This window comes from Dermacoccus sp. MPR-E5 (assembly GCF_058809565.1).
The window spans coordinates 62,209-85,658 of the sequence record NZ_JBXASS010000006.1; the positions used below are offsets into that span (position 1 = coordinate 62,209).

Below are 23,450 nucleotides of genomic sequence, written 5' to 3' on the forward strand. Positions count from 1 at the left end.
GTGGTCAAAACCAGGAACACCGGTTACGTTAGACCTGGAAGAGGTCAGGAGTCAAAATGCCCTTTGGTCATGACACGGAGGACGGTCTGCTGTCCGTCGCCGCGCTCGTCAACACCGCCACGCCCGACGACACCCTCACCGAGATCGCCGACCTCGACGCCTTCGTCGAGTCCTGGGGGTACACCGGCACGCACGAGCGCACGCACGCCGAACTCGACGAGGTGCGCGCCCTGCGCCCCCGATTCCTCGAGGCGTGGTCACTGTCGCGCGACGAACTCGTCGCGTTCGTCAACGAGGTGATGCTGCAGTACCGTGCGCTGCCGCAACTCGTGCGTCACGACGAGTGGGATTACCACCTGCACGCGACGCCGTCCGACGCGCCACTGGCGAGCCGCATGGCGGTCGACGCCGTCATGGCGTTCGTCGACGTCATCCGCGCCGACGAACTCGACCGCCTCAAGATGTGCGCCGGTGACTGCGGGGGAGTGCTCGTCGACCTGTCGAAGAACCGCTCCCGCCGCTACTGCGATCGCGGGTGCGGAAACCGCGCCAACGTCGCCGCCTATCGCGCGCGCAAGGCGGCCGAATCGGTGTCCTGACGCTCGGCTCCGTTCGACTCCCCCTCGCCGGACGCGGCCAGGTGGCGCGTCTCGAGGCTGATCGTGCCAGGCGGGGGCGACAACCCGGCACGACGGGCGTTTGCGGGTGGTCGAGGGTGGCGGCGGCCGCGTCAGCCGATCGTGCGCGTGAACCACGCGAAGGCTCCGAGGCCACCCGGATGCGTGGCCGTCGCGAGCGCCGAGCGGGCCGCGAGGCGAGCGAGGTAGACGGGTGGGTCGCTCGAGGCGAGGGCGAGCGGAACGGGTTCCAGGGCCAGCTCGCCGAACAGTTCGAGCAGTACGTCGCGCTGGGTGCGCACGTCGTCGGCATCGAGGGAATCGAGCGCGACGTGCGCCGTCACGTCGCACGAACCGTCGGGAACGGGCGCGCACTCGCTGCCGTCACGGAAGCCGGTGAGGGTGCCGAACGGCGGCCGCGTACCGCTCGTGGACGCGTAGTCGATTCCGACCACGACGCTGCCAGCCGCGGCATGACGCGTCACCTCCGCGACGAGCGCCGCCCAGGCCGCATCACGCGTCATGCCGATCTCGACGCGCTCGCCGGGTTCGCGACGGGTGGCGTTATCGCGGCCATCGGCCGGAGGTAGGGCGTCGTCAGGCACGGGGTGGGGCGGTGGATCGTCGGGGGCATCGATCGTGGGCTGGGCCGCCGACGAATGTGGACGAAGATCGCCGACGTGGACAGGCATCGCCGTTGGGGCATGACGGGCGGCCCACCGGGCGGCGTCGGGAGGGAGTGGGGCACCTAGCGTCTCGTCCCCGTCGAGCGTGACGAGTACCTCGCGCAGGACACCGTCGTCGTCAGCCTCCGCGATGTCGCACGGCACGACGTCGAGCCACTCGTGCGCGACGACGAACGCCCGACGACCTGCGATGACGTCGAGCGACGGAATCGACGCCCCTCCCGCAGAACGCACCCAGGCGATGCGGCTGCTGAGTTCGGGCGGACGCTCGACGACGTCAACGCCCACGAGGTCGACGTCATCGACGAACCGGCTGATGGTGGCCAGCAGTTCGCCACGGCCGCAGGCGAAGTCGACGACAACGTCCGCGTCGATGCGTTCGGCCATGGCGACGATCGCCTGCGCGAGCACCTCATCGACGCCGGGAATGCCCTGCGCGCTCGTCGCAAAATGGCCCCCGGGGCCCTCGTCACGTCGATAGAAACCGTCACGGCCGTAGAGCGCGGCCTGCCAGGCGTCGCGCCACGGCACCGCGTGGCTCACCGGCATGTCGGAGTTCTCGAACTGCTGCGTCACGTCGCGACTCTACGTCGCGCCCACGCGTCGACCGCCCATGTGCCGACCATGACAGCGGCAGAATGGGGCCATGCCCTTCCTCTCGCTCGACGCCGACCTGCCGCCGGCGCGACGCGTCATCATCGCGGGGCCGTCGGGCAGCGGCAAGACGACGGCGTGTGCGCTCGTCAGCGATCGGATCGGGGTGCCGCATCATGAGATAGACGCGCTGTTCCACGGCCCCGGGTGGCAACCGCGCCCGCAGTTTCATGACGACGTCGCGCGGTTCGTCGCGACCGAGGCGTGGGTCACCGAGTGGCAATACAGCGAGGTGCGTGGCCTGCTCGCCGAGCGCGCCGAACTGCTCATCTGGCTCGATCTGCCGCGCGGCACCGTGACGCGGCAGGTCGTCAGCCGGACGCTGCGGCGACGTCTGTTTCGCCAAGAACTGTGGAACGGGAACACCGAAGGCCCTCTGCGCACCTTCTTCACCGACCCCGAGCACATCGTGCGCTGGTCGTGGCAGGGCCACGCGCGCTACCGGGGGCTCATCGGCGACGTCGCAGCTCGACGACCTCAGCTGCCGATCGTCCGCGTTTGTTCGCGACGTGAGCTGACGCATCTGATCGAGCGACTGCCCCGCGCCTGAGCGCCGGCAGCGCATCGAAACGAGTCGCCCGCACTGACGGCCCGACGTGCGACGCCGCGTCCCGTCGAGCGGCCCGAAACGCACGCATCGAGCGCCGGGCGCCCCCGTCGAGTGACCAACGCGCATCCCTCACCGAGCACACGGCCCCGCAGTGATTCGAGGACCTCGCGGACGGGAGTAGCGTTGGGCGGGTGACTTTCGAGCAGCCGACCCCGCTCCCGGGTGCGCCGAGCCTGCGCGTCGGCGTCATCGGTGCGGGGCGAGTCGGTGCGGTGCTGGGGGCGGCGTTGCGCAAGGCGGGGCATGACGTCGTCGCCGTCAGCGGTGTGTCCGAGGCGAGCCGCGAGAGGGCTGAGGCGCTGCTGCCCGGAGTCCCCGTCCAGCAGCCGGCCGGCGTCGCAGCGGCCGCCGATCTCGTCCTGCTCACCGTGCCCGACGACGAACTCGCCGCTCTGGTCCACGGCCTCGACTTCCCCGGCACACTCGGCCCACGCATCGTCGTCCACACGAGCGGCGCGCAGGGCATCGGCGTGCTCGCGCCCGTCGTCGAGGCCGGCGGGGTGCCGCTCGCGATCCACCCGGCGATGACGTTCAGCGGCACCGCGGTCGACCTGACGCGCCTCGCCGGCTGCCCGTTCGCCGTCACGGCGATGCCCGACCACCGCATGGTCGCCGACGCGCTCGTGCTCGACATGGGCGGCGAGCCGTTCACCGTCGACGAGGCCGATCGCACGCAGTACCACGCGGCGCTCGCGCACGGCTCGAACCACCTCGTCACCCTCGTCGCGCAGGCCGGCGAGCTGCTGCGCCGCATCGACGTCGACGACCCGGGCCGCCTGCTGCGTCCGCTGCTCGAGGCCGCGCTCGACAACGCCCTCGAACGCGGCGACAAGGCGCTGACGGGCCCCGTCGCGCGCGGCGACGCGGGCACGTTGACGCGTCACCTCGACATGCTCGAGGCGCTCGCCCACACTGGTGTGGCACTCGACATTCCCCCGACCTACCGCGCGCTCGCGCTCGCGACCGCGCAACGCAGCTCGGCGCGCGGCGCTCTCACCCCGATGCAGATCGACGCCGTCCTCACCGCGCTCGAGGGGCGCGGCGGGCCACCAGACCAGGGCGGGGTGGGCCCCGAGCCCCCGACGCCCTGATCCGTCCGCTCCGATCGTTCCTCCACAATCTCCGACACCCACCCCGTCAGGTTCGAGCCCCGTCCCTGACCACGCCACCGGGAGCCACGCATGACCGCACCTGTCGTCACCCACGCCCGCACCGAGTTCGCCGACGCCCGCGGCCGCCTCGGCGGCAGCGTCGGCGTCGTCATGACGATGGGGGCCCTGCACGAGGGGCATGCGACGCTGATCCGTCGCGCGCGCGAGGAGAACGACGCCGTCGTCGTCACGATCTTCCTCAACCCGCTGCAGTTCGCGGCGGGGGAGGACCTGTCGCGCTACCCCCGCACGCTGCAGCGCGACCTGGAGATCTGCGAGCGCGAGGGCGCCAACCTCGTGTTTGCTCCGAGCCCTGACGTCGTCTACCCCGACGGTGAGCCGGGCGTGCGCGTCTCGGCGGGCCCGCTGGGCGGCGTCCTCGAAGGTGCGTCGCGCCCCGGCCACTTCGACGGGATGCTGACGGTCGTCAACAAGCTGCTCAACATCGTGCACCCGACGCGCGCCTACTACGGCCAGAAGGACGCGCAGCAGTTGCTGCTCATCAAGCGCATGGTGCGTGACCTCGACATGTCCGTCGAGATCGTCGGCGTACCGACCGTCCGCGAGTCCGACGGGCTCGCCCTCAGCAGCCGCAACGCCTATCTGAGCGACGCCGACCGTGAGGTCGCGCTGTGCCTGTCGAAGGCCCTCCAGGCCGGTGAGGCCGCTCGTAACTCCGGCCCTGCCGCTGTACGGCGCGCTGCGCGGGACGTCCTCGTGCGCGAACCGCTGGCCCTCGTCGACTACCTCGTGCTCGTCGACCCGGTCACGTTGGAGCAGGTGCCCGAGTACTTCCGCGGGGAGGCGCTGCTCGCCGTCGCGGCCAAGGTCGGCACGACCCGGTTGATCGACAACGTCCCCCTCGTCGTCGGCGGTCGCGAGGCCTGAACCGCGGCCTCGTAGACTGAACACCTGGAGCGGCCCGGCGACGCGGCTGCACGTGAAAGGAAGTGGAGCCCGTGGACAGCCTGTGGCCGGCCATCGAGACGCTCATTCCGTCGATCGGAATTCTCGGCCTGTTCTACCTCATCCTGCGTCACATCATGGAGGGCGACCGGCGTGAACGCGTCGCGCAGGCGCAATGGGAGCGCGAACACGACCTGACGAAGGGTGCCGTCGCGCCCGGCGAGGAGGAGGCGCGTCTGCAGAATGCGCACCTGCCGAAGGCTGCACCCGGAACGATGAGTTCTCGCGCGACGACGCCCCCGGAATGATCGCCCCCATTCCAGTCGCGTGAATTGCGTCTGAAAAAATACTCGGGGAAAGAGCGAAATCGGTTGCCGGGTTTCGCTCTTTCGCTTATCGGACGGTAATGTCGGGTTCGTCGCCTCGCCCCTGCGAGGCAGAATCATTCGCACTTCGAAAGGAGCCGATCATGGCTCAGCGCATCCATGTCACGCTGGAAGACGACATCGACGGCTCGGACGCGAGCGAGACCATCCAGTTCGCCCTCGACGGTGTGAACTACGAGATCGACCTGTCCGACGAGAACGCCGCCAAGCTGCGTGATTCTCTCGCCACCTGGGTCGGTCACGCTCGTCGGGTCGGCGGTCGTAAGCAGCAGTCGAAGGCGTCCTCCACGCGCGGCGGTGGTCGTTCCGACCTCAATGCCATTCGTGACTGGGGCCGCGCGAACGGCTGGACGGTCAGTGACCGAGGCCGCGTCTCGGCCGACCTCATGAAGGCCTACGACGCCGCCACGAAGAACTGACGTTCGCCACGGCGCGAAGAACTTCCAGAGAGGCCCTGTGCTTTCCGTGTGGAAAGTGCAGGGTCCTTCTGTCGTGTCGGCTCGACGCGCTTGCGTGCTCTTGTCTCGTTGTTTGATTCGTTCAGCGGAGCAGGGCGTCCATCGGGTCGGGCCGGTCGAGTCGTTCGTCGAGCACGTCGTGGAGGTCGAGCTGCCGCAGGGAGCCGGGCTTGGTGCGGGCCGTCTCGATCTCGTCCCACGTTCGCGGCGTGGCGACGAACGGCCGGTTGCGGCCACGCAGCGACCATGGGGTGATGGTCGTCTTGGCCGCGAGGTTCTGCGACCAGTCGATGAACACCTTGCCGGGGCGTAGTGATTTCGTCATCTTCGCGGTGATGAGTTCGGGGCGCATCTCGGTGAGCTTCTCCGCGAGGGTGCGGGCGAACTCGCGAATGTCGTCACTCGAATGGGTGCCGTCGAGGCGTGCGTAGATCTGCATTCCTTTGCTGCCCGAGGTGACAGGAACGCTGGGCCAGCCCAGAGAACCGAGCAGTTCGCGCAGCATGACGGCGACCGCGGCGCATTCGTCGAGCCCCGCGGGAGCGCCCGGGTCGAGGTCGAGAACGATGCGGTCAGGATTTTCGCGTTCGCCATCCCGCCAGCGCCACTGGGGAGTGTGGAATTCGAGGGAGGCGAGGTTCGCGAAATAGCTGAGAGCGGCGACGGAATCGACGAACGGGTAGGTGACCTTGTCGATCTCTTCGCGTTCGATCCAGTGCGGTGCGCCCGATGGGGTGTTCTTCTCGAAGAACTCGAGTTTTCCGACACCATGCGGAAAACGCAGCCGGGTGACTGGCCGGTCTTTCGTCTGCGCGAGAATTCGCGGTGCCACGCTCGCGTAATAGTGCAGTACCTCACCCTTCGTCGTCTCCGTCGCGGGGTACAGGATCTTGTCGAGATTCGTCAGGCGCAGCGTCCGCCCGTCGACCTCGACGACGGTGGGGCTCACCTCGGGGCTCATGCGTCGTCCTCACGTGCGGCGATGTCGAGGCGCAGCCCGGTGTATGCGGGCTGACGCAGCCGCCCGCCGGAGCTGCGCCCCAGGTGGGTGACGTCGACGAGGATCTCGGGGCGCACCCAGTGGGTGCCGACGGCGTCCTCCGCGGCGAGAGCATCGCGCGGCACGGCCGGCTCGGGCGCCGGCGTCAGCCACTCGAGCAGCGCGCGCCCGGCCGCGGCCGAGAATCCGGTGCCGACGCGTCCGCGATAGACGAGCTCGCCGTCGGCCCATTCGCCGACGAGGATCGCGCCCAGCGCGCCGACGGTGCCGTCGACCGGTCGCCAACCGAGGACGACGAACGTCTCGCGGGTGCGGTGGACGCTCTTGAGCCAGTCCTCGCTGCGCACGCCCGGGCGATACGGTGAATCGACGCGCTTGCTGACGACGCCCTCGAGGCCGGCGTCACGGGTCGCGGCGAGCAGCGCGTCGCCGTCGTCATGCGCGGGCGGCACCTGGATCGCGGAGGCCGTGGCGCTCGATCCGTGATCGGCCGAGCCGTCGATCCCCGCGCCGTCGAGCAGTTCACGACGCGCGCTCCACGGCAGGGTGATGACGTCGTGCCCGGCGGCGCGCAGCACGTCGAACGTCATGAGCTGCACAGGAGTTCGTGCGAGGGCCGCGGCTTCGTCGGGGCTGGCGGCGCGCATGCGTGAGCGTCCGCCGCCGGGGGCGAGTCGGTGCATGACGGCGCGGAAGTCGGGCCGCCCGTTCGTCAGGGCGACGATCTCGCCGTCGAGGACGAGGTCGTCGAAGTCGCGCAGGTGTGAACCGGTGATCTCGGGGAAGCGCGCGGAGCAGTCGGCGCCGGAGCGCGTCGCGATCGTCACCTCACCGCCGCGGACGGTGACGATGGCGCGGATGCCGTCCCACTTCACCTCGTGGCGCCACGCGGGCCCGCTCGGCACGTGAGGTGTCGGTGTCGCGAGCATCGGGCGCATAGGCTCACCCTAGATGTGACACCGCACGAGCGAGAAGGGCGCGAAGGGCATGCGAGCGATCTGGAAGGGTGCCGTCAGTTTCGGCCTCGTCAACGTGCCGGTACGCCTGTACTCGGCGACGGAGAACCACGACGTGCAGTTCCGTCAGGTGCACGAGAAGGACGGCGGACGCATCAAGTACCAGCGTGTCTGCTCGATCGACGGCGAGCAGGTCGCCTACAGCGACATCGCGAAGGGGTACGAGACGCCCGAGGGGCAGATGGTCGTGCTGACGGACGCCGACCTCGCCGACCTGCCGCTCGTCACGAGCAAGGAGATCGCCGTCGACCGGTTCGTGCCGGCCGAGCAGATCAGCCCGCTCGTGCTCGACAAGGTCTACTACCTCGAGCCCGACAAGGCGGCACTCAAGCCGTACGCCCTGCTGCGTAGCGCGCTCGAGGAGAGCGGGCGCGTCGCCGTCGTCACGGTGTCGTTGCGCACGCGCGTGACGGTGGCCGTCCTGCGCGTCGAGGGCAAGGCCATCGTCCTGCAGACGTTGCTGTGGCCCGACGAGGTGCGCGAGCCCGACTTCGCCGTCCTCGAGGCGAAGGCGGAGGTGACGGATTCGGAGCAGGCGATGGCGGCGATGCTCGTCGAGTCGTTGTCGGGTGACTTCGACCCCGAGGCGTATGAGGATACCTACGAGCAGGCCGTGCGCGAGGTCGTCGAGGCCAAGCTCGCGGGCGGCGAGGTCAAGGAACCCGAAGACAAGCCGGAGGAGAGCGCCGAGGTCGTCGACCTGCTCGCCGCCCTGCAGGCCAGCGTCGACCGGGCCAAGAAAGCACGCGGCGAAGCAGCGAGCTGACGCGCTTGGCGCCGTGTGATACTCGGACGATGATGGCGAACCCCGACGCGCCCGACGTCTACGACGCTTCGTTCGAGCAGCAGATCGGGGTGTTCATCGACCAGCACCGGGCCATGATCGCTGCGTCCCTCGACGGGTTGAGCGAGGCCGAGGCCCGACGTCGGCTCGTCCCGTCGAAGACGACGCTGCTCGGCCTGGTGAAGCACGCGACGTTCGTCGAACGGGTCTGGTTCGAGGAGGCCCGTACAGGGCGCAGCCGTGCAGAACTCGGCCTGCAGCCCGGGCCCGACGAGTCGTTCGACCTGACGGACGCCGACACGTCGGCGTCTGTGCTCCACTTTTTCGCTCGCGCCTGCGAACGATCGCGACGCGCCGTGGACGGGGTGGGCGGCGACACCGTCTGGTCAGGAAACCGGCGCGGCCCATTGAGCGTTCGCTGGATCCTGCTCCACGTGCTTCGCGAGCATGCCCATCACTGCGGGCACGCCGACATCCTGCGCGAACAGGTCCTCATGGAACGTAGCCGCTCGAGGTGATCGCTCGGCGCCCCGGCCGTTGGCGGCGCGCCGGCCATGTCAATCGGCGCGGAACGCCCCAGTGGGGCAGGTGTCAGCGGATGACGCGGACGACGCGGTTCGTCAGCAGGTCGTGGGCCGCACGTCTGACGAGCGCGTTGGCATCCGGGTGCTCGCCGAGGGTGGCGGTGCAGACGTCGACGAGGTCGGCCAGCGAGCGGGGGCCGTCGAGCAGCGTCAGGTGGATGACGGCGCCGAGACCGTGCAGGTGCGCGGGCGTCGAGCCGATGAGCGTCAGCACCTCGAGCGCGTCCTCGTCGACGAGGGCGTCGACGAAGGGTGCGAGCGTCAGAACGGTGTCGTTGGCGAGGGCCTCGGCGCTGTCCGCAGGGCTCGCGGCGGGATCCTCGCGCGTGGCGAAGGCGCGATCATCGCCGCCATCGCCGGCCGTGACGTCGGCATCCAGCGTCGCCGACGCGAGCGGCAGGTATGGGTCGACGTCGGGCTGCTGGGTCCACCACGTGCCGGGCACGTGACGCCAGAACGGCTCCTGCGGCGCCAGCGTGAACACCTCGCGCAAGAGGGGGAGCGTGTCGGCGATCTCGCGGTAACGCAGACGTTGGACGCCGCCGCCGGCGAGGGCTATCCGGGCGAGCAGGTCGAGGCAACCGTCGATCTGCGGCATTGCCGACGACTGCGGCAGGATGAGCGTCAACGCCTCGAACAGCGGCATCTCGCTCAGCTCGGCCTCGCCGGGCTCGTGAGTGCCGGCGCTGTTGTCGTCCTCGGCATCGATACGGTCGGGCGCGGCGCGCGTGGCGTCAGCTTCCGCATCGCCGCCGTTGACGCTCTCGTCAGGGCGCGCGTCGTCACGAATGCGGTCGAGCAGGACGAGCGGCCCGAGCCGCAACGCGCCGTCACGAGGCGGCGCCATGTCGAGGTCGTCGGGGCAGTGCTGCGTCTTGACGCCGGAGACACCCGGGTTGACGAGCACCGACAGCGGCTTGGGGTAGGGCATGACGTCGCGGCGGTCGTTGAAGATGAGCGTCTCGTCGGTGACGTAGCCGTAGCCGTGCGTGCAGTAGTGCTGCGTCGCCGTCGTCTTGCCGGTGCCCGACGCTGCGAACAGACCGGCGACGACGCCCGTGTCAGGGTCGCAGACTCCACCGGCGTGGAGCATGACAAACTCGCCCGCACGCGCAGAGATGGCGCGGCCGGTGAGCGTCGTCGTCAGCGTGTAGTCGCCGGTGTCGGAGCCGCTGCCGGGGGCGTCATCGATTCGATCGACGGTGATCGTCTTTGCGATGTCGGCCGGCTCGACCTCAGCCGTCCCGGCTGCTCGCAAGCCTGCGGCGGTCTCGCTACCGACCGAACTGCCACCCCGACCCACCCGATGTGGCGTACCCGGCAACGGCGCGATCGTGCGCTGTGACGGCGCGTCCGGGCGGCACCAGCGCCACTGACGTGCGACGGCGACACGACGCTCGGGCTGCACGTTCACCGCGAAGTCGAGGCCGAAGACGCGAAGCTCGAGGGGGCCGTCAGTCACGTGTCCAGCTTATCCGTGACGACCGTCATGGGTGAGGCAGACGCACGAGGGCATGCGCCCCGGCCGACCGGGATCGGGGCGCGAGGTTCCGCCCTGGGCGAACGCAGCAGCCAAACGCGCCCGGAGCGGAACACGGCGGGCACACGCGGCGTTGGCACCTTCGAAGACCGGTGGTGGATCCGGAGTCACGCTGACGTCGTCACCCGCCCCGGCTAGCATCGTGTGAGATCTCGGCATCGAGGAGATGACATGTTCGAACGGTTCACCGACCGCGCCCGTCGGGTCGTGGTGCTCGCGCAAGAAGAAGCGCGCATGCTCAACCACAACTACATCGGCACGGAGCACATCCTCCTGGGCCTCATCCACGAAGGGGAGGGCGTCGCCGCGAAGGCGCTCGAATCCCTGGGTATCTCGCTGGACGCCGTCCGCGAGCAGGTTCAGGAGATCATCGGCCAGGGGCAGCAGACGCAGTCCGGCCACATTCCCTTCACGCCGCGCGCGAAGAAGGTTCTCGAGCTGTCCCTGCGCGAGGGGCTGCAGCTCGGTCACAGCTACATCGGCACCGAGCACATCCTGCTCGGCCTGATCCGCGAGGGTGAGGGCGTCGCCGCGCAGGTGCTCGTCAAGCTCGGCGCTGACCTGTCGACGGTGCGCACCACCGTCATCCAGCTCTTGTCCGGCTACCAGGGCAAGGGCGAGCCGCAGGCCGCGGGCGTCGGCGCGTCGTCGTCGGGTGGCCCCGCCGAGGGCACCCCGGCCGGTTCGACGGTGCTCGACCAGTTCGGTCGCAACCTCACGCAAGCTGCCCGTGAGGGCAAGCTCGACCCGGTCATCGGGCGTGAGAAGGAGATCGAGCGTGTCATGCAGGTGCTGTCGCGCCGTACCAAGAACAACCCGGTGCTCATCGGTGAGCCCGGCGTCGGCAAGACCGCCGTCGTCGAGGGTCTTGCCGCTGACATCGTCGCGGGTGAGGTGCCCGAGACGCTCAAGGACAAGCACCTCTACACCCTCGACCTCGGTTCGCTCGTCGCCGGTTCGCGCTACCGCGGTGACTTCGAGGAGCGCCTCAAGAAGGTGCTCAAGGAGATCCGTACGCGCGGCGACATCATCCTGTTCATCGACGAGATCCACAGCCTCGTCGGTGCCGGTGCGGCCGAGGGGGCCATCGACGCTGCGTCGATCCTGAAGCCGATGCTGGCTCGTGGCGAGCTGCAGACGATCGGTGCGACGACGCTCGATGAGTACCGCAAGCACATCGAGAAGGACGCGGCGCTCGAGCGTCGGTTCCAGCCGATCCAGGTCAACGAGCCGACGATCCCGCAGGCCATCGAGATCCTCAAGGGTCTGCGCGACCGCTACGAGGCGCACCACCGCGTCACGATCACGGACGCCGCGCTCGTCGGGGCCGTCAACATGGCCGACCGGTACATCACCGACCGCTTCCTGCCGGACAAGGCGATCGACCTCATCGACGAGGCGGGCGCGCGTCTGCGCATCCGTCGCATGACGGCTCCGCCGGAGCTGCGCGAGTTCGACGAGAAGATCGCTCACGTGCGTCGTGAGAAGGAATCGGCCATCGACAGCCAGGACTTCGAGAAGGCCGCTGCCCTGCGTGACGACGAGCGCAAGCTCGTCGAGGAGAAGGAGGCCAAGGAGAAGGAGTGGAAGGCCGGCGACGTCGATCTCGCCGCCGTCCTCGACGAGGAGCTCGTCGCAGAGGTTCTCGCCGCGTCGACCGGTATCCCCGTGTTCAAGCTGACGGAGGAGGAGTCCTCGCGTCTGCTGCGCATGGAGGACGAGCTGCACAAGCGCGTCATCGGCAACGACGACGCCATCAAGGCGCTGTCGCAGGCCATCCGACGCACGCGTGCGGGCCTCAAGGACCCGCGCCGTCCCGGTGGTTCGTTCATCTTCGCCGGCCCGACGGGTGTCGGCAAGACGGAGCTCGCCAAGTCGCTCGCCGAGTTCCTCTTCGGCGACGAGGACGCGCTCATCACGCTCGACATGTCCGAGTACGCGGAGAAGCACACCGTCTCGCGTCTGTTCGGTTCGCCCCCCGGCTACGTCGGCTACGAAGAGGGTGGTCAGCTGACGGAGAAGGTGCGTCGCAAGCCGTTCTCGGTGGTGCTGTTCGACGAGGTGGAGAAGGCTCACGCCGACATCTTCAACTCGCTGCTGCAGATCCTGGAGGACGGTCGCCTGACCGACAGCCAGGGCCGCGTCGTCGACTTCAAGAACACCGTCATCATCATGACGACGAACCTCGGTACGCGCGACATCGCGAAGGGCGTCTCCCTCGGCTTCGCCGCGGGCAACGACCAGCGCAGCAACTATGACCGGATGAAGGCGAAGGTCGGCGAGGAGCTCAAGCAGCACTTCCGTCCCGAGTTCCTCAACCGTGTCGACGACACGATCGTGTTCCCGCAGCTGTCGCAGGCCGAGATCGTCGAGATCGTCGACCTCATGGTCGCGAAGCTCGACGAGCGCCTCAAGGATCAGGACATGGCGATCGAGCTCACGCAGGGCGCGAAGGATCTGCTCGCAAAGCGCGGGTACGACCCGGCTCTCGGTGCGCGTCCGCTGCGTCGCACGATCCAGCGCGAGATCGAGGACCAGCTGTCCGAGAAGATCCTCTTCGGCGAGATCTCGAAGGGCGACCTCGTGCTCGTCGACGTCGAGGGCGAAGGCAAGGAGGCGACGTTCACGTTCTCCGGCACGCCGATCTCGCTGTCGAAGCACACGCGGGCGTCCGACAAGGTCGACACCGACATGAAGGGCGCGACGCCGAGCAGTGACGACCTGTCGGGTCCGATCGACTTCGGTGGCACCGTCGTGTTCTCGTCGGGTGGGCTTGACGGGGTTCGTCAGCTGGGACGCGCGGCTGCGGCTCCGAAGCGAGTGCCTAGGGTGGAGTGCATGAGTTCCGTCGTGCTTCGCCGTGCCCGCGCCGCCGATGTGCGAGGCATCCGACGGCTCGTGACGCCGTACGTGGAGTCGAAGGCGATCGTCGACAAACCGGCCGTCAGCTACTACGAGAACCTGAGCGAGTTCATCGTCGCCGAGCTCGACGACGACATCGTCGGATGCGGTGCGCTGCACGTCATGTGGGAGGACGTCGCGGAGGTGCGAACGCTCGCCGTGTCCGGCGACGTCCGCGGCCACGGCGTCGGAGGGCGCCTGCTCGACGCCCTCATCCACCAGGCGCGCATCATCGGCGTCGACCGCGTCTTCTGCCTGACGTTCGAGACCGCCTTCTTCGCGCGCCACGGGTTCGTCGAGATCGAAGGCATCCCGATCGAGCGAACCGTCTACGACGAACTGCTGCAGTCGTACGACGAAGGTGTCGCCGAATTCCTCGACCTCGACCGCGTCAAGCCCAACACCCTCGGCAACACGCGCATGCTGCTGACGCTCTGACGCTCGGAAGAGCGCGGTTGATCAAAACGTTTGTTGTCCATTCGTTAGCCGATGCAGAGGTGCATGCATGGGCTCGACGACTACTGTGAGCCGGTTGGCCGTTCTTGGACGAGTGGCCGCGCCTCGTTGACCACCCACCAGGGAAGGGCCATCGCACATGGTTCACCTTCTTGCAGCGGACGCGACCGGGCCGATCTCCCACGCGTCGTCCGGGCAACTCACCCTTGCGGCACTCGCCGGCATCGCCGTCGTCGTCCTCGCGATCAGCGCGTTCAAGCTCCACCCGTTCCTCGGCCTCATCCTCGGCAGCGCGGCGCTCGCCGCCGTCGCCCAGGTGCCAGGCAAGGCCGCCGTCGACAGCTTCACGACCGGTTTCGGCAAGACCGCCGGCTCCGTCGGTCTGCTCGTCGCCCTCGGTGCGATGATCGGTCAGCTGCTCGCGGACTCCGGCGGCGGCAACGCGATCGTCGACAAGCTCGTCGGCGGCGTCAAGGCCGCCGCACTGCCGTGGATGATGGCGCTCGTCGCCGCGATCATCGGCCTGCCGATGTTCTTCGAGATCGGCGTCGTCCTGCTCATCCCGATCGTCCTGTCGGTCGCGCGCCGCACGAAGCAGCCAGTGCTGCTCATCGGCATCCCGGCCCTCGCCGGCCTGTCGGTGCTCCACGGTTTCGTGCCGCCGCACCCAGGCCCCGTCGCCGCGATCGAGGCCGTCCACGCCGACACCGGCCGCACCCTGCTGTTCGGCATCATCGCCGCCATCCCGACGCTCATCGTCGCCGGCCCGCTGCTCGGGCGCCTCGTCGCGCGTCTCGTCCCCGTCGATGCTCCCGCGGCGCTCGCTGCCGACGGCTCGGTCCGCGACGCGGGTTCGGGCGCGCATGACGGTGGCGAGCACGACGGCGCCACCGCTGTCGAGGCGAAGAACGACACGACGCCCACGCGTCGCCCGTCGTTCGGTGCCGCGATCACGTGCATCCTGCTGCCCGTCGTCCTCATGCTCATCTCGGCCATCGCCGAGATCGCCGGCATGAAGAAGGGCACGGCGCTGTCCGTCATCGAGTTCCTCGGCAACCCGCCGGTCGCGCTGTTCATCTCGACCATGGTCGCGATGATCATGCTCGGCAAGGGCGCCGGCCTGTCGATCGCGAAGACGAACGGCATCATGAGCGCGGGCCTGCCCGCCGTCGCCGGCATCATCCTCATCGTCGCCGCCGGCGGTGGCTTCAAGACGCTCCTCGTCGACGCGGGCGTCGGCAACGTCATCAAGGACTGGGCAGACGGCAGCAACTTCTCTCCGCTGCTGCTCGCGTGGCTCGTCGCCGTCGGTATCCGTCTCGCGACGGGTTCGGCGACGGTCGCGACGATCACCGCCGCCGGCATCGTCGCGCCCATGGTCGCCCACCTCGACGCCAACCAGCTCTCCCTCGTCGTGCTCGCGATCGGCGCCGGCTCGCTGTTCTTCAGCCACGTCAACGACGCCGGGTTCTGGCTCGTCAAGGAGTACTTCGGCCTCAGCGTCGTGCAGACCCTCAAGTCGTGGTCGCTCATGGAGACGGTCATCTCCGTCGTCGGCTTCGCCTGCGTCTGGGTCCTGCACCTCATCGTCTGAGACGCAGGGCGCTCGCACTCACCGAACCCCCTTGCGCGCAGATGCACCCGGGTGCATCTGCGCGCAAGGGGGTTCGTCGTCCAAGGGCACCGATGTCCGCGAACGGGCCGGTGGCCAGAGCCAGTTCTCGGGTGAAGAATCGAAGGTTAGGGTGAAGAGCATGAGCACACAACCGCAGTCCCAGTTCGTCATCGTCATGGGCGTCTCGGGCTCGGGAAAGACGACCGTCGCGACGGGTCTCGCCGACGCCATGGGGTGGACGTACGTCGAGGGCGACGACCTGCACCCGCAGGCCAACGTCGAGAAGATGCGCGCCGGCATCCCGCTGACGGACGAGGACCGCTGGCCGTGGCTGACGAAGATCGGCGAGTGGATCGACGAGCACGAGAGCCTCGGCAAGAGCGCCGTCATCACGTGCAGTGCGCTCAAGCGCAGCTACCGTGAGCTGCTCCGCGAGGGGCGCCCGACGGTGTCGTTCTGCCACGTCGACGTCTCGCGCGAGCAGCTCGAACTGCGTCTCGCCGAGCGCAAGGGCCACTACATGCCGGCGTCCCTGCTGCAGAGCCAGCTCGACACGCTCGAGCCGCTGCAGGCTGACGAGCCGGGCATCGTCGTCGAGGCGAAGGGTGGGCAGGAAGCGGTTCTCGCCGAGGTGATGGAATCGCTCCACCTCCACGCGCCGGCCAACCCCGAGGCTGCGCACGTCAAGCCGACCGAGGCCGGGCCGCACGCCGATCACGCGAGCTGACGCTTCACTGACCGTCCAACATCGTCGTCTGAGGGGGTGGCTCAGCGGTGGCCGGGCAGCGCGAACAGCTCGTCGTCGATGGGGTCGACGAGACCGTCCGTGATGAGCGATGAGAGGCAGCGCTCACGCTGGGCGTCGTCGTCCCAGGCCTCGTCGAGGCGGGCGCGTTCGACGGGGCCGTGCGCTTCGCGCAGCACCGCGAGCAGCTTGCCGCGCACCATCCGATCGGTGCCGGCCCAGGCCTGCCCGCGCCGGGCGGGGCCGTCGTAGACGGGCGCGCCCGCAAGCTGCCAGGCGCAGGCGTCGATGATCGGGCAGGTACCGCAGGCGGGGGCCTTCGCGGTGCACACGACCGCTCCGAACTCCATCGACGCGGCGTTCCACAGCACGTGATCGTCCTGCGGCAGCAGCAGCGCGGCGAGTCGGCGTTCTGCGGCGCTCAGGTTGGGTCGGGGAAACTCGACGCCGGTCACCGTACGCGCCTCGACGCGTCGGATGTTCGTGTCGATGACGGTGACGCGCTCACCGAACGCGAACGACGCGACGGCCGCTGCCGTGTACTCGCCGACGCCGGGCAGCGCGAGCAGCTCGTCGTGCGTCGACGGCACCTCGCCGCCGTGCCGTTCGACCATCGTGACGGCGGCGTCGTGCAGCCGCAGGGCACGACGCGGGTAGCCGAGGCGGCCCCAGTGACGGACGGCCTCACCTGGCGCGGCGGCCGCCAGGTCCGACGGGGTGGGCCAGCGCTCGAGCCATTCCTGCCAGATAGGAGCCACGCGCGCGACGGGCGTCTGCTGGCTCATGACCTCGGACAGGAAGATGCCCCACGGCGTCGTGTCGGGGGAGCGCCATGGCAGCGGGCGCGCGGCATCGAGGAACCAGGCGTTGAGACGTGCGACGAGGTCGTCGCGCCGTGCCTCCGAAAGCAGCGTGCTCACACGTAGCGTTCGAGGATGCTGCTCTCGGCGAGACGCGAGAGCCCTTCGCGCACGGCGCGGGCGCGCGATTCGCCGACGCCGTCGACGGTGAGCAGGTCGTCGAAGTCCGCGGCGAGCAGGGCCTGCAGGCTGCCGAAATGGTCGACGAGTCGGTCGATGATCGCGCCGGGCAGGCGCGGCACCTTCGACAGCAACCGGTAGCCGCGCGGAGTGACGAGGGCGTCGAGCGCGTCACCCGCGACGGCGAAACCGACCGCGCGCGCGTTGGCGCTGATGTCGATGAGGTCGTCGTTGCTCAGCGAGGCGAGGTTCGCGTCGGCCTGTTCGAGCGTGTAGCCGTCGCGTGCGGATTCCAGGTAGTCACGGATGACGAGTTCACGGTCGTTGCCGAGGGCGCCGATGAGTTCCTGCAGCTGCAGGTCGATGAGGCGTCCGTCGGTGCCGAGTTCGACGACGTAGGAGGAGATCTCCTCGCTGATGCGCCGCACCATCTCGAGGCGCTGCAGCACCTGGGCGACGTCACGCACCGTCACCAAGTCTTCGATCTCGAGAGCGGAGAGGGAGCCAGTGACCTCGTCGAGGCGCTTCTTGTACCGCTCGAGCGTCTGCAGCGCCTGCCCGGCGCGCGACAGGATCGCGGGCGAGCCCTCGAGCACGTGACGCATGCCGCCGACGTACACGGCGATGATCTGCATCGACTGGCTGACGGAGATGACGGGGAAACCGGTCTGCTTCGCGACACGTTCGGCCGTGCGGTGACGGGTGCCGGACTCGCGCGTCTCGATGCTCGAATCGGGGACGAACTGGATCGCCGCACCGATGATCTTCTCCAGGCCGGAGCTGACGACGATGCCGCCGTCCATCTTCGCGAGTTCGCGCAGGCGCGTCGCGGAGAAGTCGATGTTGATCGGGAAGCCGCCCGTCGAGATCTTGTCGACGACGTCGTCGTGCCCGACGACGATGAGCGCTCCGGTGCGCCCGCGCAGGATGCGTTCGAGAGCGTCGCGCAGTTCGGTGCCGGGAGCGATGGCGGCGAGGGTCTCCCAGAGCAGGGCCTCGTTGGATCGCTCAGTCACACTTGCCTCTTTTGCCATGACCCACCTGCTCGTCTCGTTCCTCACCCACCGTGAACTCTACTGACTGCGGGTGCGGGCGAGCACGCGCCGACATCACATCGTGACGTGGCGGCGCGCACCCACCCGCTCAGGCGTCGCGATGTCTGCTGATCAGACCGTCCAGAGCCCATAGGACTCACCGAGGTTGCGGATCTTCTGCGCTCGTGCCAGGCGCGGCGCGTAGCTGCCGTCGCGTGTACCGCCGCCGTGCTCGTGCGAGTCGAGCAGTTCGGCGGCCCACTCGATCTCAGAGTGGCTGGGGGACAGGCCACGGTTGATCGGGTCGGTCTGGTCGATGCGCAGCGTCAGCTTGCCCGTCATGCCCATGTTCTGGGTGACCTTGCACGCCTCGAGCAGCTCGTCCTCGGAGTCGGTGAGGGTCGGGCCGTCGATCGGGCCGGGCAGCTGGCCGACGCGGGAGGCGACGACGAGCTTGGAGCGCGCATAAGCGAGCGCCATCGGGTCGGCGCCCGCGCCGGTGTCGCGGCGGAAGTCGCCGACACCGAACGCGAGGCGGAAGGTGCCCGGGGCGGACGCGATCGACGTTGCGTTCTCGATGCCGAGGGCCGACTCGACGAGCGCGAGGACGGGGGTTCCCGGGTTGAGGCGCATCGCCGTCAGCGTGACGTGCTCGGGCTTCTCCGTCTTCGCCAGCATGACGCCGCGCAGGCCGGGGATGCCGTGGAGGGCGTTGAGGTCGTCCTCCCAGAACTCGGTGTTGATGTCGTTGATGCGCACCCAACCGGTCGCGCCGTCCTCGAGGGCCTTGACGACGTTGTCGCGCGCCGTGGACTTGTCGGCGGCAGGCGCGGCATCCTCGATGTCGAAGATGACGGAATCGGCCTCGGAGGCGAGGGCCGCGTCGAAGAGTTCAGGCTTCATGGCGCTCGCGAGCAGCCAGCTACGGGACAGCTGCGCGGGCAGAGCGGCAGCGCGGGCGTTACGTCCGGAAAACACGTCTGGTTCATCCTCAGGTCGTCGTCGTACTCGGCGCAGCCATGCGGCGCGCTCGATGCCTCTGGCACCTTAGTGCCGGGTTTGGGTTACTTCGCAGTACCGATCGCGGCCTGTGATGGTGGCCACACGTGGTGAGGGGTTGTCTTCCAGGTTAGGGAAACCGTGGCCGGGGTGGGTGGATGGATCACGTCGTGGTCGGTGGGGGTGCTGATGGTCGCCTGGGATGTCTCGGGCGTGGTGGCGGGTGTGCTGATGGTCGCCTGGGATGTCTCGGGCGTGGTGGCGGGGCGGCTGCGTCACGTGGGTGAGGATGAGTCAGTCGTGAGTGACTCGTCGGGACGTAAGTGACTCAACTGGCCGGTGGGAATCCGGGCCCCGGGGCATCGCTGACCGGGCCGCTCAATCACCTGATGCCGTTCCGACGGCACGCATCGCCGAGCCGAGGTCGGCGCACTCGGCGATGCGCATGCCCGGGGGGGCCTTCTCGGTGCCGAGCGACCCGGCAGGAATGATGGCCTTGTCGAACCCGATGCGCGCCGCCTCGGTGAGACGTCGCGCCACACCGCTGACGGCGCGGATGTCTCCCGAAAGTCCCACCTCGCCGACGGCGATGAGCCCCGCCGGAAGCGGTTTCTCCTGCGCCGAACTGAGCAGGGACAACGCGACGGCGAGGTCGGACGCCGGTTCGCTCAGCTTCGCGCCCCCGACCGTCGAGACGTAGCAGTCGGCACGGCTGACGGGGGCACCCGCGCGGCGTTCGAGGACGGCGAGGATCATGGCGGTCCTCGAGGAGTCGACCCCTGACGTCGTGCGGCGCGGCGAACCACCTGCCGACGGCGCGACGAGCGCCTGTACCTCCGTCACGAGTGGTCGGCGACCCTCGAGCGTCACCGTGACGCACGTACCCGCGACGGGCTTGTCGCGCGAGGTGAGGAACAGTGAGCTCGGGTCCGACAGACCCTGGATGCCGCCGTCGGACAGGTCGAAGCAACCGACCTCGTCGGTCGGCCCGTAGCGGTTCTTGACCGCGCGTACGAGCCGCAGACGCGAGTGACGTTCGCCCTCGAAGGTGATGACGACGTCGACGAGGTGCTCCAACAGACGGGGGCCGGCGATCGAACCGTCCTTCGTCACGTGCCCGACGAGCACCGTCGAGATGTTGCGGGCTTTCGCCACCTGGATGATGGCGGCCGCGACCTCGCGCACCTGCGAGACGTTGCCGGCCGAACCGTCGACCTCGGCGCTCGCGATCGTCTGCACGGAGTCGATGACGAGGAACGTCGGTTGGACCGCATCGATGTGCGCGAGCACGGTGGCGAGGTCGGTCTCGCTCGCGAGGTAGAGCGTGTCGGCGACGGCGTCCGTGCGGTCGGCGCGCAGACGCACCTGCGCCGCGGATTCCTCGCCGCTGACGTAGAGCACCTTCGTGTCAGCGCGTGCCGCGCGCGCGGCGACGTCGAGCAGCAGCGTCGACTTGCCGATGCCCGGCTCTCCCGCGACGAGCATGACGGCGCCCGGTACGAGGCCACCACCGAGGACGCGGTCGAACTCGCCGACCCCCGTCGTCGTGATGGAGGCTTTCGTCGCGTCGACCTCGCGGATCGGCTTCGCCGGGTTGGCGACCTTCGACGCCGCCTGCGTGCGCACGGCGACGGGCCCGCCGACCTCCTCGACGGTGCCCCACGCCTGACACTCACCACATCGCCCGACCCACTTGACCGTCTGCCACCCACACTCGGTGCAGCGGTACGTCGTTCGCTTCGAAGCCTTGCTCGCCATGGTCGAAACCCTAGACGTGAGCGCCGACAACCCCGGGATAGCGGGTAATCGTGCGCTCAGCCGCCCTCGGGAGCGTCCTTCGCCCCCTCAGCCACGGCCGTCGCGATGTTGTGTCATCAACGCGTGAAAACGGCGCGCGCTCATGACGCAAGATCGGCGAAAATCGAGGGATGACGGCACCCGGCCAGGTCAGCACTCGGTGTCGCGGGTCAGGCGGCGCGCCATCTCGTCGGTAGCCGCACCCCACCCTGTCGGATCGTCGCCGGCCGGAACCATGAGCAGCGACCACCACAGCGTCAGAAGGGGCCACCATCTCGACTCGTCCTCCGACAGTGCTCTGACGTCCTCATAGCCATCCTTGAAGGCTCGATGCACAGCGGGAGAGACCGGTTCCCAGCCGTGAAAGAGCGTGCCGAGCATGACGGCGGATCGCGCGAGTTCACCGACGGGGGAGTCGAAGCGCAACTCTTCGAAGTCGAGCACGGCCGTGATCTCACCGTCCCGCGTCAGGATGTTTGCCGACCGGTAGTCGCCGTGGACGAGATGTGCGGGCGGCTGGGCATCCGACACGTTCGCCAGCATGCGCACGAGAAGTCTCACCGCGTCAGCCGGCAGATGCTGCAGATCACCTGCAGCCCAGGCCTCGATGGATTCCTTCGACGAGAGGGCGGGCGTTCGTGGCCGCGGGAAATCAGCGGCGTCGTGGTAAGCGGCAAGGTCGGCGTGGAGTCGAGCCAGTGTGGCGCCTGCCTCACGGACGAGCTGCAGATCCCCGACGTCGAGGTGCTGGCCGGGCGCGACCCGCTGCACGCTGAGTGAGATGCCGTCGAGCTCGAGCTGAGTGCGGCCGTCCAGTGCGGCGACAGGTGCGGAGACAGGGTGCCCGCGATCGCCGAGCCATGTCGTCAGCCGCGCCGTGGCGGCCAGCCGCGCGAAGCGATCCGGCACCACGGACCACTTTGCGATGAACGGTTCGCCATCGCACGTGACCCACGCGAGAGCGTTGCCGTCACTGAGGATGATGCGGTCGCAGGCGTCAGGTGCCAGCGAGTACCGAGAAGAAAGCGCGCCCGCGACCCAGTTTGCCGCGGCACCTGCGGAGTCGAAGCCGAACCGTTCCGCGAGAACGACAGGCGGGTCGGCATCTTCCCAGAGCATCTCCACGGCCGGTTCAAGAGTCACCCCGGCAGTGCACCATGCCGCAGCTCGTCACGACGCCAGTTTGCTCACGACGTACTGGTTGAGGCTGACATTCTGTTGGGCCGGCTCCCGCGCCAGTCGACGGTGAAGCTCCTGCGGCAGTCAGACGTTGAACTTTCCCGAGTACGTCCGCCGCGAAAAAGGCAGCGGCGGTTCTTCACCCGACGCGCGCATGTCGGTCAGGACGTCGTCCACCAAGGTGGCGATGCCGGTGAGCGCAGCCGTCTGGGAGTCGGCCGGCCATGAGAGCGAGGGGAACTCGGCGCAGGTGGCGACGAACGCGCCATCAACCGATGACCAGACCACGCGGTAGTCGTACTCGGCGGCAGAGGGGGCGGTGGCGTTCACGGCACAGTGCTCCTCTGGGGCTTGACGGCGGCGTCGAGGGCTCGCTTCGCCCGTCGCCGCATCCCAATGTTTCCACGGTCACGGTATTGAACGCCAAGGGGTGTGAGCGGGCCATGCCTGCCGCCCCACCGAGCAGGGCATCCTCATGCACGACAGTGCGTCAGCGGCCCTGGGCCTCCAGCGTCGCGGGATGCACGTACAACGGCAGCAGGTCGCGTCCGGCAGGGGTGACGGCCAGCGCGGCAGCCGCTGCGAGGTGCGCCTCGCAGTACGTGACGAGCACGTCGTAGGCGGCCTGGCCCATGAGCTCGACCAATTCGGGTCGCTGCGAGACGTAGACCGGCTCGGCTCCCACGTGCGCCTCGGAGTTGCCCGAGCAGTACCAGTCGAGGTCGTGGCCGCCCGAACCCCATCCGCGACGGTCGTACTCGGCGATCGTCGTCTCGAGATACTCCTCACCGTCGGGCAGCGTCACGCGACGATACGAACGTCGGATCGGCAACTGCCAGCACACCTCGGGCTTGAGCGACCACGGCTCGACGCCCGTCGCCCACGCCTTCTGATGCAGCGCGCAACCCAGGCCGGGGCCGGCCGTCCTCACGTCGTCCGAACCCTCCACCGACGAGGTGACGTCACCGAATCCCGGCCGGTTCAAGAAGATGCAGGCACCCTCGACGACGCGCGTCTTGCGGTCGCCGTCCTCGTCGACCTCGACCCAGCCGTCAGCCGAGTGGCCCTCGTCGTAGAACTGCCATTCGTCGCGCGTCAACGTCTTCATGACCGACGCGGTGTGCGCCTCGTCCTCGTCGCCGGTGAAGTGCGCGCCGAGCACGCAGCATCCCAGGTCGGGCTTCGACGCATCGATGCCGCAGCATTCGTCGCCGAACGTGCACGTCCAGTTCGACGTCAACCACGTGAGGTCGCAGCGGTAGCGCTCGACGGCGTCCGCCTCGCTCGCCGGGTCGTCGAACTCGACCCAGGTGCGCGGTATCTCGAGATCGCATTCAGCCACGCCCGCGATG

General features: G+C 68.8%; 23 protein-coding genes and 2 pseudogenes. 13 read left to right on the top strand and 12 right to left on the bottom strand.

Translation table 11 applies throughout. The annotated features are described in order from the left end of the window. The first annotated feature begins 56 nt into the window (after positions 1 to 56). Positions 57 to 599 carry a CGNR zinc finger domain-containing protein gene (locus AC1RS9_RS06045; protein ID WP_006943974.1) on the top strand — a complete coding sequence of 181 codons (543 nt, stop codon included), beginning with the start codon at positions 57 to 59 and terminating at the stop codon, positions 597 to 599. Positions 600 to 730: 131 nt separating this feature from the next. On the opposite strand, the gene AC1RS9_RS06050 is transcribed toward AC1RS9_RS06045, so the two are convergent. Next, a complete protein-coding gene (locus tag AC1RS9_RS06050) occupies positions 731 to 1,879 on the bottom strand; it encodes an SAM-dependent methyltransferase (protein WP_062256009.1) in 1,149 nt (382 codons plus the stop codon). Positions 1,880 to 1,949: 70 nt separating this feature from the next. On the opposite strand from AC1RS9_RS06050, the gene AC1RS9_RS06055 reads away from it, so the two are divergent. From AC1RS9_RS06055 to AC1RS9_RS06075, 5 genes are all read left to right on the top strand, one after another. Continuing rightward, positions 1,950 to 2,507 (top strand): P-loop NTPase family protein, encoded by a 558-nt coding sequence (locus AC1RS9_RS06055; protein WP_006943968.1) that lies wholly within the window; start codon positions 1,950 to 1,952, stop codon positions 2,505 to 2,507. Between the two features lie 191 nt (positions 2,508 to 2,698). Next, a complete protein-coding gene (locus tag AC1RS9_RS06060) occupies positions 2,699 to 3,658 on the top strand; it encodes a Rossmann-like and DUF2520 domain-containing protein (RefSeq protein ID WP_006943972.1) in 960 nt (319 codons plus the stop codon). Between the two features lie 90 nt (positions 3,659 to 3,748). Continuing rightward, positions 3,749 to 4,606: a pantoate--beta-alanine ligase gene (gene panC, locus AC1RS9_RS06065; RefSeq protein ID WP_006943928.1), complete on the top strand. Its 858-nt coding sequence runs from the start codon at positions 3,749 to 3,751 to the stop codon at positions 4,604 to 4,606. A 71-nt stretch (positions 4,607 to 4,677) separates the two neighbouring features. Further along, positions 4,678 to 4,932, top strand: a complete 255-nt coding sequence (locus tag AC1RS9_RS06070) for a hypothetical protein (protein ID WP_038569485.1) — start codon at positions 4,678 to 4,680, stop codon at positions 4,930 to 4,932. A gap of 161 nt (positions 4,933 to 5,093) precedes the next feature. After that, entirely contained in the window at positions 5,094 to 5,429 is a 336-nt protein-coding gene (locus AC1RS9_RS06075) for a histone-like nucleoid-structuring protein Lsr2 (protein WP_006943971.1), read from the top strand. A gap of 121 nt (positions 5,430 to 5,550) precedes the next feature. On the opposite strand, the gene ligD (AC1RS9_RS06080) is transcribed toward AC1RS9_RS06075, so the two are convergent. Further along, positions 5,551 to 6,429, bottom strand: a complete 879-nt coding sequence (gene ligD, locus AC1RS9_RS06080) for a non-homologous end-joining DNA ligase (protein ID WP_131941687.1) — start codon at positions 6,427 to 6,429, stop codon at positions 5,551 to 5,553. Further along, positions 6,426 to 7,406: a non-homologous end-joining DNA ligase gene (gene ligD, locus AC1RS9_RS06085; RefSeq protein ID WP_473957564.1), complete on the bottom strand. Its 981-nt coding sequence runs from the start codon at positions 7,404 to 7,406 to the stop codon at positions 6,426 to 6,428. Before ligD (AC1RS9_RS06085) ends, ligD (AC1RS9_RS06080) begins: the two co-directional genes overlap by 4 nt. Positions 7,407 to 7,455: 49 nt before the next feature. On the opposite strand from ligD (AC1RS9_RS06085), the gene ku reads away from it, so the two are divergent. Next, positions 7,456 to 8,250: a non-homologous end joining protein Ku gene (gene ku, locus AC1RS9_RS06090; RefSeq protein ID WP_074045716.1), complete on the top strand. Its 795-nt coding sequence runs from the start codon at positions 7,456 to 7,458 to the stop codon at positions 8,248 to 8,250. A 29-nt stretch (positions 8,251 to 8,279) separates the two neighbouring features. Then, positions 8,280 to 8,786 (top strand): DinB family protein, encoded by a 507-nt coding sequence (locus tag AC1RS9_RS06095; protein ID WP_473957566.1) that lies wholly within the window; start codon positions 8,280 to 8,282, stop codon positions 8,784 to 8,786. 73 nt (positions 8,787 to 8,859) lie between these two features. Here AC1RS9_RS06095 and AC1RS9_RS06100 read toward each other — a convergent pair whose 3' ends face one another. Then, complete coding sequence (locus AC1RS9_RS06100; protein WP_492920829.1) at positions 8,860 to 10,314, bottom strand: hypothetical protein; 1,455 nt, start codon at positions 10,312 to 10,314, stop codon at positions 8,860 to 8,862. A 249-nt stretch (positions 10,315 to 10,563) separates the two neighbouring features. On the opposite strand from AC1RS9_RS06100, the pseudogene AC1RS9_RS06105 reads away from it, so the two are divergent. The 4 genes and pseudogenes from AC1RS9_RS06105 to AC1RS9_RS06120 all read left to right on the top strand — a co-directional run. Continuing rightward, positions 10,564 to 13,050 (top strand): annotated as a pseudogene (locus AC1RS9_RS06105) (ATP-dependent Clp protease ATP-binding subunit); the annotation flags it as partial. Between the two features lie 195 nt (positions 13,051 to 13,245). Continuing rightward, a pseudogene (locus AC1RS9_RS06110) lies at positions 13,246 to 13,731 on the top strand (amino-acid N-acetyltransferase); the annotation flags it as partial. Between the two features lie 157 nt (positions 13,732 to 13,888). Beyond that, a complete protein-coding gene (locus AC1RS9_RS06115; protein WP_492920831.1) occupies positions 13,889 to 15,343 on the top strand; it encodes a GntP family permease in 1,455 nt (484 codons plus the stop codon). Between the two features lie 160 nt (positions 15,344 to 15,503). Then, entirely contained in the window at positions 15,504 to 16,091 is a 588-nt protein-coding gene (locus tag AC1RS9_RS06120; RefSeq protein ID WP_492920833.1) for a gluconokinase, read from the top strand. 41 nt (positions 16,092 to 16,132) lie between these two features. Here the strand turns inward: AC1RS9_RS06120 and AC1RS9_RS06125 are convergent, their stop codons facing one another. From AC1RS9_RS06125 to AC1RS9_RS06135, 3 genes are all read right to left on the bottom strand, one after another. Next, positions 16,133 to 17,029, bottom strand: coding sequence for an HhH-GPD family protein (locus tag AC1RS9_RS06125; RefSeq protein WP_492920835.1), 897 nt, complete (start codon positions 17,027 to 17,029; stop codon positions 16,133 to 16,135). Further along, positions 17,026 to 18,123: a DNA integrity scanning diadenylate cyclase DisA gene (gene disA, locus AC1RS9_RS06130; RefSeq protein WP_492920837.1), complete on the bottom strand. Its 1,098-nt coding sequence runs from the start codon at positions 18,121 to 18,123 to the stop codon at positions 17,026 to 17,028. Before disA ends, AC1RS9_RS06125 begins: the two co-directional genes overlap by 4 nt. Before the next feature lie 132 nt (positions 18,124 to 18,255). Then, positions 18,256 to 19,101 carry an HpcH/HpaI aldolase/citrate lyase family protein gene (locus AC1RS9_RS06135; protein ID WP_131941673.1) on the bottom strand — a complete coding sequence of 282 codons (846 nt, stop codon included), beginning with the start codon at positions 19,099 to 19,101 and terminating at the stop codon, positions 18,256 to 18,258. 171 nt (positions 19,102 to 19,272) lie between these two features. Between AC1RS9_RS06135 and AC1RS9_RS06140 the strand changes: the two genes are divergently transcribed. Continuing rightward, positions 19,273 to 19,449: a hypothetical protein gene (locus AC1RS9_RS06140; protein ID WP_160126246.1), complete on the top strand. Its 177-nt coding sequence runs from the start codon at positions 19,273 to 19,275 to the stop codon at positions 19,447 to 19,449. A 51-nt stretch (positions 19,450 to 19,500) separates the two neighbouring features. On the opposite strand, the gene radA is transcribed toward AC1RS9_RS06140, so the two are convergent. The 5 genes from radA to AC1RS9_RS06165 form a co-directional block, all read right to left on the bottom strand. Next, positions 19,501 to 20,880 (bottom strand): DNA repair protein RadA, encoded by a 1,380-nt coding sequence (radA, locus tag AC1RS9_RS06145; protein WP_131941671.1) that lies wholly within the window; start codon positions 20,878 to 20,880, stop codon positions 19,501 to 19,503. Between the two features lie 189 nt (positions 20,881 to 21,069). After that, on the bottom strand, positions 21,070 to 22,062 hold the full coding sequence (locus tag AC1RS9_RS06150) for a phosphotransferase enzyme family protein (RefSeq protein WP_006943978.1): 993 nt from the start codon (positions 22,060 to 22,062) through the stop codon (positions 21,070 to 21,072). Between the two features lie 27 nt (positions 22,063 to 22,089). Continuing rightward, a complete protein-coding gene (locus tag AC1RS9_RS06155; RefSeq protein ID WP_255569631.1) occupies positions 22,090 to 22,182 on the bottom strand; it encodes a toxin-antitoxin system HicB family antitoxin in 93 nt (30 codons plus the stop codon). After that, positions 22,183 to 22,428, bottom strand: a complete 246-nt coding sequence (locus AC1RS9_RS06160; RefSeq protein ID WP_006943984.1) for a hypothetical protein — start codon at positions 22,426 to 22,428, stop codon at positions 22,183 to 22,185. A 160-nt stretch (positions 22,429 to 22,588) separates the two neighbouring features. Continuing rightward, positions 22,589 to 23,440 carry a DUF3109 family protein gene (locus AC1RS9_RS06165; RefSeq protein ID WP_006944013.1) on the bottom strand — a complete coding sequence of 284 codons (852 nt, stop codon included), beginning with the start codon at positions 23,438 to 23,440 and terminating at the stop codon, positions 22,589 to 22,591. Positions 23,441 to 23,450 lie beyond the last annotated feature (10 nt).